This is a genomic window from Klenkia sesuvii (genome assembly GCF_037083825.1).
In the GTDB taxonomy this organism is placed as follows: domain Bacteria; phylum Actinomycetota; class Actinomycetes; order Mycobacteriales; family Geodermatophilaceae; genus Klenkia; species Klenkia sesuvii.
This window is the reverse complement of sequence record NZ_JBAPLU010000005.1, coordinates 141,671-155,739: the sequence shown is the minus strand read 5'-3', so window position 1 is coordinate 155,739 and position 14,069 is coordinate 141,671. Positions and strand designations below refer to the sequence as shown.

Below are 14,069 nucleotides of genomic sequence, written 5' to 3'. Positions count from 1 at the left end.
TCCCGCGTCGACCTGGGAGGGTGAAGTGCTCGCGGAGCTGTGGCGGTCGTTCGTCGCGCTGAGGCTGGTGTCCGGGCCCCTGTACGTGGGGCTGCTGGCCGCCCTGGTCGTCGGGCTGGCTGTCCTGCTGGCGGCCCGGCACGACCGGCGCTGGTTCACCCGGCGAGTCCCCGTGGCGCTGGTCGCCGCCGCGGCGCTGGTGGGGGTGGCGCAGCTGCTGCTGGTCATCACCAAGCCGTTCCCCGACGGCCTGCCGTGGACCGTGCCCCTGTGGACCGGCCTGGGCTTCCTCGGCATCACCCTGGCGGTGGTCGGCTGGCGGGGGCAGCGGTGGTGGCGCCGCGTGCTCGCCGTGACCGCGCTGGTCGCCGTCGTCCTCGGGGCGGCCAACGGCGTGAACCAGGTGTACCAGCCGTTCCCCACGGTGGCCGCGGCGCTGCAGCTGCCGCCCTACGACCAGGTCGACGCGCGGGACGTGCTCACCGACGCCTCGGTCAGCTCGGCGTCGCTGGCCGACTGGACGCCGCCGGCGGGCATGCCGACCACCGGCGCCCTCTCCCAGGTGACCATCCCGGCCACCACCTCGGGTTTCCCGGCCCGACCGGCCTGGGTGTACCTGCCCCCGGCCTACCTGACGGCGGACCGCCCGGCCCTGCCGGTGTGGATCATGCTCGGCGGGCAGCCGGGCAGCCCGCGCGACTGGGTCGACGGCGGCCAGATCGCCCAGCGCCTGGACGCCTGGGCCGACGCCCACCACGGCCTGGCGCCGGTCGTGGTCATGCCCGACGACCTGGGCGGGGAGGCCAGCAACCCGTTGTGCACCGACTCGCCGCTGGGCAACGCCGACACGTACCTGTCGGTCGACGTGCCGGCCTGGGTCGCCGCGCACCTGCAGGTGGACACCGACCACGCCGACTGGGCGGTGGGCGGGTTCTCCTACGGCGGGACCTGCGCCCTGCAGCTGGCGACCAACCACCCCGACCTGTTCCCCACGGCGTTCATCGCCTCCGGGCAGCGGGCACCCACGCTGGGCAGCCAGGCCCAGACGCTGCAGGCGGCCTTCGGGGGCAGCGAGGCCGCCTTCGACGCCGTCGACCCGCTGCACCTGCTCGCCGCCCACCGCTACCCCGACCTGCACGCCTACGTGGTCGTCGGGTCCGACGACCACGACTACCTGCCGCAGGCCCAGGAGATCACCGCGGCCCTGCAGGGGGCCGGCGCGACCGTCACCACCACCCAGCTGCCCGGGGCGCACTCGTGGGACGTCTCGGGGCCCGGGTTCGAGGGCTCGATCCCGTGGCTGGCCCAGCGGACGGGCCTGCCTTCGTGACCGGCACCGTCACAGCTGCCGTCGTGCGGGTGCTGCGCCGGGTGCCGGTCACCGTCGGCCTGGCCGCGGTGCTGGTGGCCAGCGCCGTGCTCGCCGTGCCCGCCCACTGGGGCACCGGTGTGCCGCCGCTGGAGCAGGGCCGGTGGTGGACGCTGCTGACCGCCGGGCTGGTCACGTCGGGGCCGCGGGAGGCGGTCGTGGCCGTGCTGCTCGTGGGCGCGCTGCTCGGGCCGGTCGAACACCGGCTCGGCAGCCGCTGGACGGCGACCACCTGGCTGCTGGGGCAGGTGGCGGCCGGGGTGCTGGCCACCGCGGTGGCCGTCCTGCTGCAGGACACCAGCGCCTGGTGGGGCCGGTTCCTGGTGCAGGCGGTGGTCACCGGCCCGCTGCCCGGGGTCGTCGCCGTCGTCGGGGCCGCCACCGCCGTGGCCACCCCGCTGCTGCGCCGGCGGACCCGGCTCGTGCTGGGCGTCGTCCTGGTCATGCAGGTCCTCTACTCGGGCACCGCCGGGGACCTGCACCGCCTCGCCGGCTGGCTGCTGGGCCTGGGCGGCGGCGTGGCGTTTGCGCGGTGGCGTGCCCGGCGCACCGGCGTGCGACCCGAGCGCGGCGTCGTCAGCCGCCGGGAGTCGCGGGCGCTGGTGGCGCTCGTGGTGGCGGCGGCCGCGGTGGGCCCGCTGCTGGCCGCGCTGTCCCGCACGGCCGAGGGGCCCTGGTCGGTGGTCAGCCACCTCTTCGTCTCGGGCACGCCGACGGCCGCCCAGGTCCAGCAGGTCTGCGCCGGCGGGGCCGCGACGACCTGCCGGGTGCTGCTGGAGCGCGCCCGCCTCGGCGGCCTCGGTCCCGAGCTGCTGTCCGCGCTGCCCGTGCTGCTCCAGCTGGTGCTGGCCGAGGGCCTGCGCCGGGGGCGCCGCGCGGCCTGGTTCGGCGCCGTCGTCTTCAGCGGCGCGCTGACCGTCGTCGGTGCGGTCGTGGTCGCCGTCGTCCTGCGCCACCCGCAGGCGGCGGTGTCGGTGCTGCACACGGCCCGGGCGGGGTTGCCCGCGGTGGCGCTGTGGTCACCGGTCGTGGCTCCCGGTGCTGTGCTGGTCCTGCTGCTGCTCACCCGGAACCGGTTCCCGGTGGCGGCCGCCCCGGGCGCGGCCCGCCGGTGGGCCGCGCTGGCCGCTGCCGGGCTGGGCCTGGTCGTGCTGGTCTACGTGGGGGCCGGTGTGCTCCTGCGCGGTGACTGGGCGCAGCCGCCGACCGTGGCCCGGCTGCTCGCCGACCTGCCGGCCCGCATTCTCCCGCCGGGTTGGCTGGGGGAGGTGCTGCCGCGGGTCGCCCCCCTCCGCGGGGCGGCCCGGGTGCTGGCCAACTGGACCGGGGTGGTCTGCTGGGCGGTGCTGGTGGGCACGGCGTGGGCCGTCGTCCGGCCGGCCGTGCCGCAGGGGGACGCCGCCCGTGCGCGGGCCCTGGTCGACCGGCACGGCGAGGGTGCGCTGTCGTTCATGACCACCTGGGTGGGCAACCGCTGGTGGTTCACCCCCGACGGCGAGGCCGTGGTGGCCTTCCGCGTGGTCGGCGGGGTCGCGCTCACCACCGGGGACCCGGTGGGCCCGCCCGCGGCCCGGGCCGCGGCGGTCACCGGGTTCACCGCCTGGAGCCTCGCCCAGGGCTGGACGCCCTGCTGGTACTCCGTCACCGACGTGGTGGTCGACGCCCTGCCCGGCGGGCGCCGGGTGCAGGTGGCCAGCGAGACCTGGCTGCCGCTGGGGGAGCTGGCCTACACCGGCAAGAAGTGGCAGGACGTGCGCACGGCGATCAACCGGGCCGCGCGGGACGGCGTCCAGGCGGTGTGGCTGCGCTGGGCCGATGCCCCGCTCGCCCTGCGCGAGCAGGTCGCCCGGTCCTCGGAGGAGTGGCTGGCCGGCAAGGGGCTGCCCGAGATGGGGTTCACCCTGGGCGGCCTCGACGAGCTCGCCGACCCGGCCGTGCGCTGCCTGCTGTCGGTGGGCCCCGGCGGCCGGGTGCACGGCATCACCAGCTGGCTGCCCGCCACCCGGGACGGCGTGCGGGTCGGCTGGACCCTCGACCTGATGCGGCGCAGCCCCGGTTGCCCGCCGGGCACGATGGAGTTCCTGGTCGGCACCGCCGCGCTGACCTTCCAGGCAGAGGGGTGCTCCTTCGTGAGCCTGTCCGGCGCCCCGCTCGCCTTCCCCGACGACGGGGAGAGCGACGCGCTCGCCCGGCTGCTGGAGGCCACCGGCCGGCTGGTGGAGCCGGTCTACGGCTTCCGCTCGCTGCTGGCCTTCAAGGCCAAGTTCCAGCCGCGGCACCGACCCCTGTGGTTGGTGCACCTGGACCCGGCCGACCTGCCGCGCATCGCCCGCGCGGTCTCCCTGGCCTACCTGCCGCACCTGTCGGCCGGGCAGGCGGTGCGGCTGGGCCGCGCCCTGCTGGCCGGCCGGCGCCGGCCGACCACCCGCCCGGGTGGTCCGGGTCCGTCGGCGCCGCAGCCCGGCCCGACGCCGGCCCCGTCCGCCCCGCTGGTCGACGCGGGCACCCGGTGACCCGGCCCCGGCGGCGGGCGGCGCCGCTGCTCGCGGTGGGGTCGGCGGTGGGGCTGCTGGCCACCGGGTGCGGAGCGGCCGTCGTCCCGGCGGCGGCCGGGACCGACGGTGCCGCTGCCGGTGCCGGCCCGCCCGTGCGGGTGGTGGTCGTGGGCGACTCGATCACCGAGATGGGCAGCCCCGACTTCGACGACGGCGACTACGACGCCAGCTCGTGGGCGTGGTGGGCCACCGGCGGCGGGGTCGACGTCCTGGGCGGGTGGGCGCACTCGGGGGCGACCACGGGTGACGCCCTCGCCGCCGTCGGTCCGGTGCAGGCCGACGTGCTCGTGCTCATGGCCGGCAACAACGACGTCGACCTCGGCGTGCCCACCTCGACGGTGCTGGCCAACCTGGTGCGCATCGCCGACGTCGTCGGCGTCCCGCGCGTGCTGCTCTCGGCCGTGGCGCCCGAGGACGGGCTCGGCCCGCACCTGGCCGCCCTCGACGACGCCCTGGCCGGGTTGGCGCGCGAGGAGGGCTGGCAGTTCGTCGACCCGATGACCGCGGTGCGCGACGGGGACGGCGGCTGGCGCGACGGCACGACCCCGGACGGGGTGCACCCCACCGAGGCGGCCGCGGCGCGCATCGGCGCGGCGCTGCACGAGGCGGTGCTGCACCCCGACGACCCTGCCGGCACGACCCCGGCCGCTGTCGTACCCCCGGGGCACACTGGCTGACGTGCCCGCACCCGACCGCCCGACCACCGGCCGGGACGGCACGGCGCCGCCCGGGTGGCCCGAGCAGGTGCGCCCACCCGGGGCCCCCGACTGGGAGCGCACGGCGATCGCCTGGCTCTACGACCTGGTGCCGCCGGAGTACCGCGCGCACGAGGTGCTGCGCCGCTACCCGGTGCTGCTGGCCCGCTTCGCCGCCGACCACGTGGCCGCCGGGCTGGAGGCCGCGCGGGCGGGGTGGCGCACCGTGCGGGTCGAGCTGGCCGACGAGCTCCCGCCCGAGGCGATGGAGGCCGCCATGGCCGCCTACGAGCGCGAGGGCGCCCGGTTGGCGGCCGCCGCCCGCGGCGTCGAGGTGGTGGGCGGGGCCCTGCGGGGGGATCGTTGGGCGCCTCGGCTGTGATCGTCCCGCGACTACAGTCGAGGCCCCTGATGCCCCTGAGAGGACCCCGTCCCGCCGTGTCGTTGCTCCGTTCGCTCTCCGGGCCCGCCGACCTGCGCGCGCTGGCCCCCGACCAGCTGCCCGTGCTGGCCGCGGAGATCCGCGACGCCCTGGTCACCAGCGTGGCCCGCACGGGGGGGCACCTGGGCCCCAACCTGGGTGTGGTCGAGCTGACCATCGCGGTGCACCGGGTCTTCGACTCCCCGCGCGAGCCGGTGGTCTTCGACACCGGCCACCAGTCCTACGTGCACAAGCTGCTCACCGGCCGGCTCGAGGGCTTCACCGGGCTGCGCCAGCGCGGCGGCCTGTCGGGCTACCCGTCGCGGGCCGAGAGCGAGCACGACTGGGTGGAGAACAGCCACGCCTCCACCTCGCTGTCCTACGCCGACGGGTTGGCCAAGGCCTTCGCCGTGCGCGATGACGTGCGGCCGGTGGTCGCGGTCATCGGCGACGGCGCGCTCACCGGCGGCATGGCATGGGAAGCGCTGAACAACATCGCCGCCGCCCAGGACCGCCCCGTGGTCATCGTGGTCAACGACAACGGCCGGTCCTACTCGCCGACCATCGGTGGGGTCGCCGACGCGTTGGCCACCCTCCGCCTGCGCCCGGGCTACGAGCAGGCGCTGCTCGCCGTCCGGCAGTCGGTCACCCGCACCCCGGTGGTGGGCACCGCGCTCTACGACGCCCTGCACGCCATCAAGAAGGGCCTCAAGGACGTCCTGTCGCCGCAGGGAATGTTCGAGGACCTGGGCATGAAGTACGTGGGTCCGGTCGACGGCCACGACATCGCCGGACTGGAGTCGGCACTGCGCCGCGCCCGTGCCTTCGGCGGGCCGGTCATCGTGCACGCGGTGACCACCAAGGGGTTCGGGTACGCCCCGGCCGAGAGCGACACCGTCGACGCCTGGCACGCCACCGGCGTCTTCGACCCCGACAGCGGGGTGAGCCCGGCCGCCGCCGGCCGCGACTGGACGACGGCGTTCTCCGACGAGCTGGTGGCCGTCGGCGGCGAGCGCAGCGACGTCGTCGCCATCACCGCCGCGATGCTGCACCCCACCGGGTTGGCCGCCTTCGCCGAGCGCTGGCCCGAGCGCACCTTCGACGTCGGCATCGCCGAGCAGCACGCCCTGACCTCGGCGGCGGGTCTGGCCATGGCCGGCCTGCACCCGGTGGTCGCGGTGTACTCCACGTTCCTCAACCGGGCCTTCGACCAGCTGCTCATGGACGTCGCGCTGCACCGCCAACCGGTCACCGTCGTCCTGGACCGGGCCGGGGTCACCGGCACCGACGGCGCCTCGCACAACGGCATGTGGGACACCTCCATCTGCGCCGTCGTCCCCGGCTTGCGCATGGCCATGCCGCGCGACGAGGAGACGCTGCGGGAGGAGCTGCGCGAGGCGCTGGCCGTCACCGACGGGCCCACCGTGCTGCGCTTCCCCAAGGGGGCCGTGCTCGCCTCGGTGCCGGCCCTGGAGCGGGTGGGCCCGGTCGACGTGCTGCGCCGCGCGGCCCAGCCGGAGGTCCTGCTCGTCGCCTGCGGGTCGCTGGTGCCCGCCGGGCTGGGTGCCGCCGAGCGGGCCGCGCAGCACGGCATCGAGGTCACCGTGGTCGACCCCCGGTGGGTGCTGCCGGCCTCGCCCGAGCTGGTGGCGATGTGCGCCGGGTACAGGCTGGTCGTCACCCTCGAGGACGGTGGCCGCTCGGGCGGGGTGGGGGAGACCCTCGCCGCCGCGCTGCGCGACGCCGAGGTCGACGTCCCGGTGCGCTGCCTGGGCCTGCCGCAGGTGTTCCTCGAGCACGGTTCCCGGGGCGAGGTGCTGGCCGAGCACGGCCTCACCGAGCAGGACGTCGCCCGCCGCGTGGTCGAGTGGGCCGCCCGCATCGCCGACCGCAGCCCCGACACCGAGGAGAACCGTGCTGATCGCTGAGATCCAGGTCGCGCCGTCGCCGGCCGGCACCGCCGAGGAGCCCTACGCGCACGTCAAGGCCGCGATCGCGGTCATCCAGGCGTCGGGCCTGCCCTACGAGGTGGGCGCGCTGGGCACCACGCTGGAGGGCGAGGCCGACCAGGTGTGGGCCACCCTGCGCGCGGTGCACGAGGCGATGCTGGCCGCCGGCGCGACCGCGGGCATCAGCCACATCAAGGTCGCCGAGGTCAACCGGACAATGCACAGCCTCACCGACAGCTTCCGCTAGCCCCCCCGGCCCCTCCCCCCGGCCCCTCCCGGAGTTGATCACGGACCTGTGCGCGCGACGCGCCGCGGGCGGGTGTCCTGGGGTCCGTGATCAACTCCGGCCGGCGGCGGCCCACAGGCCGGCGGCGCGGGCGGCGGCCGCCTCGATCAGCTCGGTGAGCTCGGGCCGGTCGGGCACGGGGAAGGACACGTAGGCGCCCCGCCCGCCGGCCGTGGGTCGGCCGTACGCCTTGGCGGCCGGGGTGCCGCCGGGCAGCAGCCGCACGGTGAGCGTCTGCAGTGTGAACTCCTCGCCCCGCCGGACGTCGGTCCACCGCAGGTGCGCGGGGATGGTCACGTTCAGCGCCAGTGCGTTCACCTCGACGTCCACGCCCCCATCGTGGCGTGGTCGCTGCGCGGTCGGAGCGAGGACTGCGCATTCAGCACGCCGAGAGGGGGCGTCCCGTCCGCGCGCGAGCCAGGGAGTGCGGACGGGACGGGCCGAGCCCTACAGCGCGCCGGCCCGCTCCAGGTAGGGGCTGATGCCGCCCAGCCAGAACGGCCAGCCGGCGCCGAGCAGCATGGCGAGGTCGATGTCCTCGACCGCCTGCACCACGCCCTCGTCGAGCATGAGCCCGATCTCCTCGGCCAGTGCCCGCTCGGCGTTCGCGCGCAGCTGCTCGGCGTCCGGGCCCCCGGAGCCGCCCTGGAAGACCGCCGCCAGGTCGGGGTCGACGACGCCGGGCTCGCTGAACACGCTCGCCTTGCGCAGCTCGACCATGCGGCGCAGGCCCTCGCCCACGGCGAACCGGTCGGGGAAGGCCTCGTGCATGCGCTCCGCGACGTGCAGCGCGACCGGCGGACCGACCAGCGACAGCAGCTCGAACGGCGTCATCGGCAGGCCCAGCGGGTCCAGCGCCCGCTCGGCGACCTCCACCGGCGTGCCGGCGTCGACGGCTGCGGTGACCTCGCCGAGGAACCGGGTGAGCAGCCGGTTGACCACGAACGCCGGTGCGTCGGCGACCAGCACGCACGACTTCTTGAGCGCCTTGCCGACCGCGAAGGCCGTCGCCAGCGTGGCGTCGTCGGTCTCCGCGGCTCGCACGACCTCCAGCAGCGGCAGCACCGCGACCGGGTTGAAGAAGTGCATGCCGACGACCCGCTCCGGGTGCTGGAGGTCGGCGGCCATGTCGGTGATCGACAGCGCGGAGGTGTTGGTGGCCAGCACGCACTCCGCCGACACCACCGCCTCGACCTCGGCGAACACCTGCTGCTTGACCGACAGCTCCTCGAACACCGCTTCGATGACCAGGTCGGCGTCGGCGAACGCGCTCTTCTCCAGCGAGCCGGACACCAGGCCCTTCAGCCGGTTGAGCGCGTCGGGGGACAGCCGCCCCTTGCCGGCGAGCTTGTCCAGCTCGCCGTGCACCCAGCCCACGCCCTTGTCCACCCGCGCCTGGTCGACGTCGGTGAGCACGACGGGCACCTCTATCCGGCGCAGGAACAGCAGTGCCAGCTGCGAGGCCATGAGCCCGGCGCCGACGACGCCGACCTTGGTGACCTTCCGCGCCAGCGCCCTGTCCGGCGCCCCGGCCGGCCGCTTGGCCCGCTTCTGGGTCAGGTCGAAGGCGTAGAGCGAGCTGCGCAGCTCCGGCGTCATGATCAGGTCGGCCAGCGCCTCGTCCTCGGCCGCGGTGCCGTCGGCGAACGACGCGGTGCGGGCCAGCTCGAGCAGGTCGACGGCCCGGACGGCGGCCGGGGAGGCGTTGCGGGTCCGTGCGGCCACCACCTGCCGGGCGCGGGCGATCGCGTCGTCCCAGGCGGCCGGGTCGGCGTCCGGGCGGTCGACCGTGACCGCACCGGTGAGCACCCCGGCGGCCCACTCCAGCGACCGCTCGAGGAAGTCGGCGGGCTCGAACAGCGCATCGGCGACGCCGAGCTTCGCCGCGCGCGGGCCCGAGGTCATGCGGTTCTGCGACAGCGCGTTCTCCACGATCACCGACACCGCGGCGTCGATGCCGATCAGCTGGGGCAGCAGCTGCGTGCCGCCCCACCCGGGCACCAGGCCGAGGAACACCTCGGGGAAGGCCACGAACGCCCCCGCCGAGATGGTCCGGTGCTGGGCGTGCAACGCGAACTCCAGGCCACCACCGAGCGCGGCGCCGTTGACGAAGGCGAAGGTCGGGACGGCGGCGTCCCGGAGCTTGGCGAACACGCGGTGGCCCTGGCGGGCGATCTCCAGCGCGTCGTCGCGGCTGGCGATCCGCGGGACGCCGGAGAGGTCCGCGCCGACGGCGAACACGAACGGCTTGCCGGTGACCGCGATGCCCGCGACGTCGGCGGCGAGCGCCTCGTCGAGGGCGGAGTCGAGGGAGTCCAGGCCACCGGGGCCGAAGGTCGAGGGCCGGGTGTGGTCGTGCCCGTTGTCCAGGGTGATGAGCGCCAGGGGCTTCTCGACGCCGGGCAGGCGGACCTGCCGCAGCAGCGCCTGGGTGACGACCTCGTCGGGGAACTGCTCGCTCACTTGTCGCCCTCCCAGGCCGGGTTCTCCCAGATGACCGATCCGCCCATGCCGATGCCGACGCACATGGCGGTGAGCCCGTACCGGACGTCGGGACGCTCGGCGAACTGCCGCGACAGCTGGGTCATGAGCCGGACGCCGGAGGAGGCGAGCGGGTGGCCCACCGCGATGGCCCCGCCCCACGGGTTGACGCGGGGGTCGTCGTCGGCGATGCCGAAGTGGTCGAGGAAGGCCAGCACCTGGACGGCGAAGGCCTCGTTCAGCTCGAACAAGCCGATGTCGTCAATGGTGAGGCCGGTGCTGGCCAGCGCCTTCTCGGTGGCCGGCACCGGGCCGACACCCATGACCTCGGGCTCGACGCCGGCGAAGCCGAAGCCCACCAGCCGCATGCCGATGGGCAGGTCGAGCTCGACCGCGACGTCCTCGGCGGCCAGCAGGGAGGCGGTCGCGCCGTCGTTGAGACCCGCGGCGTTGCCGGCGGTGACGTGCCCGTGCGGCCGGAACGGGGTCTTGAGGTCGGCGAGCGCCTCGACGGTGGTGCCCGGGCGGGGCGGCTCGTCGGCGGTGGCCAGGCCCCAGCCCTGCTCTGCCGAGCGGGTGGCGACCGTGACCAGCTCGGGGCCGATCTTGCCGGCGGCGACCGCGGCGGCGTACTTGTCCTGGCTGCCGACGGCGAACGCGTCCGCTCGCTCCTTGGTCAGGTGCGGGTAGCGGTCGTGCAGGTTCTCCGCGGTCGAGCCCATCACCAGGGCCGAGGAGTCGACGATCTTCTCGCTCACGAACCGCGGGTTGGGGTCGACACCCTCGCCCATCGGGTGGTGACCCATGTGCTCGACGCCGCCGGCGATGACGACGTCGTAGGCGCCGAAGGCGATCCCCGAGGCGGTGGTGGTGACGGCGGTCATCGCGCCGGCGCACATGCGGTCGATCGCGAAGCCCGGGACGCTCTTCGGCAGCCCGGCCAGCAGGGCGGCGGTGCGACCCAGGGTCAGGCCCTGGTCGCCGATCTGGGTCGTGGCCGCGATGGCGACCTCGTCGACCCGGTCGGCGGGCAGCTGCGGGTTGCGCCGCAGGAGCTCGCGGATGCAGCGGACGACGAGGTCGTCGGCGCGGGTCTGCGCGTACATGCCCTTCGGGCCGGCCTTGCCGAACGGGGTGCGCACGCCGTCGACGAAGACGACCTCGCGCAGGGAGCGGGCTGCGCCTGTCACGGGCACGGTGACCTCCGGGAGGGACGGTGGCGGCCGGGGAGCCGCGTCGCAGCACAAGTTACCCGTCGGTAACCCCGTCTGCGCCACCACCCCGTCCTGCCCGCCCTGCCCGTCCTGCCCGCCCTGCCCCCCTGCCCCCACGGCAGGCATGGGAGCCCATGCACCCGCGGATGACCGCGAGAACCGGGTGCATGGGCTCCCATGCCCGGCGGGTCGGCGGGTCGGCGGGACGGCGGGACGGCGGGACGGCGGGACGGCGGGACGGCGGACGCGGCAGGCGGGGCGGGCGGCGGGAGCCGGGGGGTGGCCCCGCTCCGGCCCCGCTCAGGCCAGGGACGCCGCCTCGGTGAGCAGGTCGCGGGTGAGGTCGACCTGCCACTCCCTGGCCCCGCCGGCGCGCAGGACCCCGGCCACGCTCGCCGGGGTGACCTCCGCCGGCGGTGACCACATGAGCCGGCGCACGAGGTCGGGGGAGAGCAGGTTCTCCACCGGCACCGACCACTGCTCGGCCAGCGTCGCCAACCCTGCGCGCGCGGCCTTGAGCCGCGTGTCGGCCTCCGGGTCGCGGTCGGCCCACCGGTTCACCGGCGGGGGACCGTCACCGGGCAGGCTGTGCAGGGGCAGCTGCTCGTCGGGCACGGCGCGGCCCTTCTGCAGCGCGGCGAACCAGGTGCTGGCGATCTTGCGGTTGGCGCGTCCCCGGAACACCGGGAGGTCGGCCAGCGCCTCGGCCGTCGGCGGGTCGGCGGCCACGGCGGCGACCATGGCCGAGTCCGGCAGCACCCGCCCGGGGGCGACGTCGCGGCGGCGGGCCAGGAGGTCGCGGGCCTCCCACAGCGCGCGCAGGACGGCGAGCTGGCGCCGGCTGCGCAGCCCGTGCATGCCGGACGTGCGGCGCCAAGGGTCGACCCGTGGGGCCGGCGGGCCGGCGGCGACCACCGCGGCGAACTCCTGCCGGGCCCACTCGGTCTTGCCCTGCTCCGCGAGGATCGCCGCCAGGGCGTCGCGCAGCTCGACCAGCACCTCGACGTCGAGGGCGGCGTAGACCAGCCAGTCGGTCGGCAGCGGGCGGGTCGACCAGTCGGCGGCCGAGTGCCCCTTCTGCAGGCTGTACCCGAGCAGTGACTCCACGACGGCCCCGAGCCCGACCCGCGGCAGGCCGGCCAAGCGGGCGGCCAGCTCGGTGTCGAACACCGTGCTGGGCACCAGACCGATCTCGGCGAGGCAGGGGAGGTCCTGGTTGGCCGCGTGCAGCACCCATTCGACGTTACTGATCGCGGCCTGCACGGGCGACAGGTCCGGCAGCGGGACGGGGTCGACCAGGCCGGTGCCGCTGCCGGCCCGGCGCAGCTGCACCAGGTAGGCCTTCTGCCCGTAGCGGTAACCCGAGGCCCGCTCGGCGTCGACGGCCACCGGGCCGGTGCCCTCGTGCAGGGCAGCGGCGTACTCGACCAGGGCCGTGGAGGTCTCGATGACCGGTGGCAGCCCGTCCCGGGGGGCCAGCAACGGGACGGCGGTGGACTCCTCCGGCGGCGTGGGGTCGGCGGCGGTCACGAGATGACCCCGCTGCGGATGCCCAGGGCCACCATGTGCGACCGGTCCCCGGTGCCCAGCTTGCGGGCGATGCGCGCCAGGTGGCTCTTCACCGTCAGGGCGGACAGGTCCACCACGTCACCGATCTCCTTGTTCGTGTGTCCCTCGGCCACCAGCCGCAGGATGTCGACCTCGCGGGCCGAGAGGGTGCCGGGACCGGCGTCGCCGGCCCCCTGGAGCAGGCCGACCGCGAGGCTGCCGGCGATCGCGGGGTCGGCGTAGACGTCACCGCCGGCGAGGGCGCACTGCAGCCCCTCGGTGAGGACGGCCAGCGGGGAGGACTTGAGCACGTAGCCGCGGACGCCGGCCAGGAACGCTGCCCGGACGACGGCCGGGTCGGTCACCGAGGTGAGCACGACCGTCACCGGCCACCCGTCGGCCCGCAGCACGGGGAGCAGCTCGAGACCCCGCGCGGGGTCACGGGCCGGGTGGGCGGGGTCGGGGAGGTCGACGTCGAGCACGCACAGGGCCCGGGGGCCGGACACGTGCGCCCGCACCCGGGCCTCCTCGAGACCGGCCGCCTCCTCGACGTCGCGTGCGCCGAGGGCGCGCAACCGGGCGGCCAGCGCCTCCCGCAGCAGGGGAGCGGGGTCGACGACGAGCGCGGTGGCATCGGGAGGCAGCACGGCGCCACCAGCCCACGCATGCATCGACGTCACCGGTGACCACCCCAGCGTCACGACCGCCCGGCGCGTCGCCGCGGTCGGCCCATCCGAATGTGCTCCGGATGGAGCAACCCGCCCACTCTAGGAGCCGGCGCCGCCGGACGCCCGGCCGTGGCCCGCCGACCCCAGCAGGTGCACCCCCGGTGGGGGCAGACCGGCGGCGTTGCCGAGCACCTCGAGCCAGGCGGTGAGGTGCTTGTCCAGGTCGGTGCCGACGGCGGTCCAGGAGGCCCGGATCTCCACGTCGACGGTGTGCTCGGGGCCGGCGATGTCGCCGTAGCGGGTGGAGGCGGTGCGGGTGACCGTGCCGCCGAGTGAGTGGTGGCCGGCACCCGAGTCGGCCAGGGCCTCGACCAGCCAGCTCCAGGCGACCTCGGAGAACATCTGGTCGTCGACCATCGACTCGTCGGTAACCGCCGAGACGTAGCCGACGCAGCGGGTGGTGCCGTCCCACGCCTCGTGGCCGGCGGGGTCGTGCAGCACGATGAACCGGCCGCTGGCCACCTCGACGTCGTCCTCGCCCGCCACCTCCGCGGGGTCGGCGACCCGGGCACCGATCGCGTGCGACCACGGGGCCAGCCGCTGGGGGGCCGGGATGTGCTCGAGGTCGATCTCCGACCGGGCACGGACCGTGGCGAGGGAGTCGAGGGCGGCCTGGAACTCGGCCGGCGGTGGGGGCCGTTCGGCCTCGCCTCCCGGGGCGCGACCAGGCCTGCGCTGCGGATCCACGTCCGAAGGGTAGGTCGCTGTACCGACACCCCGCCTGTGCGACGCGCCAACTGGTCACGCACGGAGAGTGACGAGCGTCGGCGTGCCGCGCTGCGCGGGTCGCGCGGAGCCCGCCGGTGCGCCGCGGCGTGGTCTG

General features: G+C 75.9%; 12 protein-coding genes. 6 read left to right on the top strand and 6 right to left on the bottom strand.

Annotated elements, in window-relative coordinates:
• The first annotated feature begins 25 nt into the window (after positions 1 to 25).
• Genes TEK04_RS06960 through TEK04_RS06935 form a run of 6 tightly spaced genes read left to right on the top strand, consistent with a single transcriptional unit; the run spans position 26 to position 7,236 of the window.
• On the top strand, positions 26 to 1,330 hold the full coding sequence (locus TEK04_RS06960) for an alpha/beta hydrolase (RefSeq protein WP_336403598.1): 1,305 nt from the start codon (positions 26 to 28) through the stop codon (positions 1,328 to 1,330).
• Complete coding sequence (locus TEK04_RS06955) at positions 1,327 to 3,882, top strand: bifunctional lysylphosphatidylglycerol flippase/synthetase MprF (protein ID WP_336403597.1); 2,556 nt, start codon at positions 1,327 to 1,329, stop codon at positions 3,880 to 3,882. The genes TEK04_RS06960 and TEK04_RS06955 overlap by 4 nt, the downstream gene beginning before the upstream one ends.
• On the top strand, positions 3,879 to 4,601 hold the full coding sequence (locus TEK04_RS06950) for an SGNH/GDSL hydrolase family protein (RefSeq protein ID WP_336403596.1): 723 nt from the start codon (positions 3,879 to 3,881) through the stop codon (positions 4,599 to 4,601). Before TEK04_RS06955 ends, TEK04_RS06950 begins: the two co-directional genes overlap by 4 nt.
• Before the next feature lies 1 nt (position 4,602).
• Entirely contained in the window at positions 4,603 to 5,001 is a 399-nt protein-coding gene (locus TEK04_RS06945; protein WP_336403595.1) for a hypothetical protein, read from the top strand.
• Positions 5,002 to 5,057: 56 nt separating this feature from the next.
• Positions 5,058 to 6,968, top strand: a complete 1,911-nt coding sequence (gene dxs, locus TEK04_RS06940; protein WP_336403594.1) for a 1-deoxy-D-xylulose-5-phosphate synthase — start codon at positions 5,058 to 5,060, stop codon at positions 6,966 to 6,968.
• Entirely contained in the window at positions 6,955 to 7,236 is a 282-nt protein-coding gene (locus TEK04_RS06935) for a thiamine-binding protein (RefSeq protein ID WP_336403593.1), read from the top strand. Before dxs ends, TEK04_RS06935 begins: the two co-directional genes overlap by 14 nt.
• 90 nt (positions 7,237 to 7,326) lie before the next feature.
• Here the strand turns inward: TEK04_RS06935 and TEK04_RS06930 are convergent, their stop codons facing one another.
• The 6 genes from TEK04_RS06930 to TEK04_RS06905 form a co-directional block, all read right to left on the bottom strand.
• Positions 7,327 to 7,605 (bottom strand): hypothetical protein, encoded by a 279-nt coding sequence (locus tag TEK04_RS06930; protein ID WP_336403592.1) that lies wholly within the window; start codon positions 7,603 to 7,605, stop codon positions 7,327 to 7,329.
• A 117-nt stretch (positions 7,606 to 7,722) separates the two neighbouring features.
• Entirely contained in the window at positions 7,723 to 9,738 is a 2,016-nt protein-coding gene (locus tag TEK04_RS06925) for a 3-hydroxyacyl-CoA dehydrogenase NAD-binding domain-containing protein (RefSeq protein WP_336403591.1), read from the bottom strand.
• Entirely contained in the window at positions 9,735 to 10,946 is a 1,212-nt protein-coding gene (locus TEK04_RS06920; RefSeq protein ID WP_336403590.1) for a thiolase family protein, read from the bottom strand. The genes TEK04_RS06925 and TEK04_RS06920 overlap by 4 nt, the downstream gene beginning before the upstream one ends.
• Before the next feature lie 324 nt (positions 10,947 to 11,270).
• Positions 11,271 to 12,500 carry an HRDC domain-containing protein gene (locus tag TEK04_RS06915; protein WP_336403589.1) on the bottom strand — a complete coding sequence of 410 codons (1,230 nt, stop codon included), beginning with the start codon at positions 12,498 to 12,500 and terminating at the stop codon, positions 11,271 to 11,273.
• Positions 12,497 to 13,165: a LuxR C-terminal-related transcriptional regulator gene (locus TEK04_RS06910; protein WP_336403588.1), complete on the bottom strand. Its 669-nt coding sequence runs from the start codon at positions 13,163 to 13,165 to the stop codon at positions 12,497 to 12,499. Before TEK04_RS06910 ends, TEK04_RS06915 begins: the two co-directional genes overlap by 4 nt.
• A gap of 120 nt (positions 13,166 to 13,285) precedes the next feature.
• Positions 13,286 to 13,933: a DUF3000 domain-containing protein gene (locus TEK04_RS06905; protein WP_336403587.1), complete on the bottom strand. Its 648-nt coding sequence runs from the start codon at positions 13,931 to 13,933 to the stop codon at positions 13,286 to 13,288.
• Between the last annotated feature and the right edge of the window lie 136 nt (positions 13,934 to 14,069).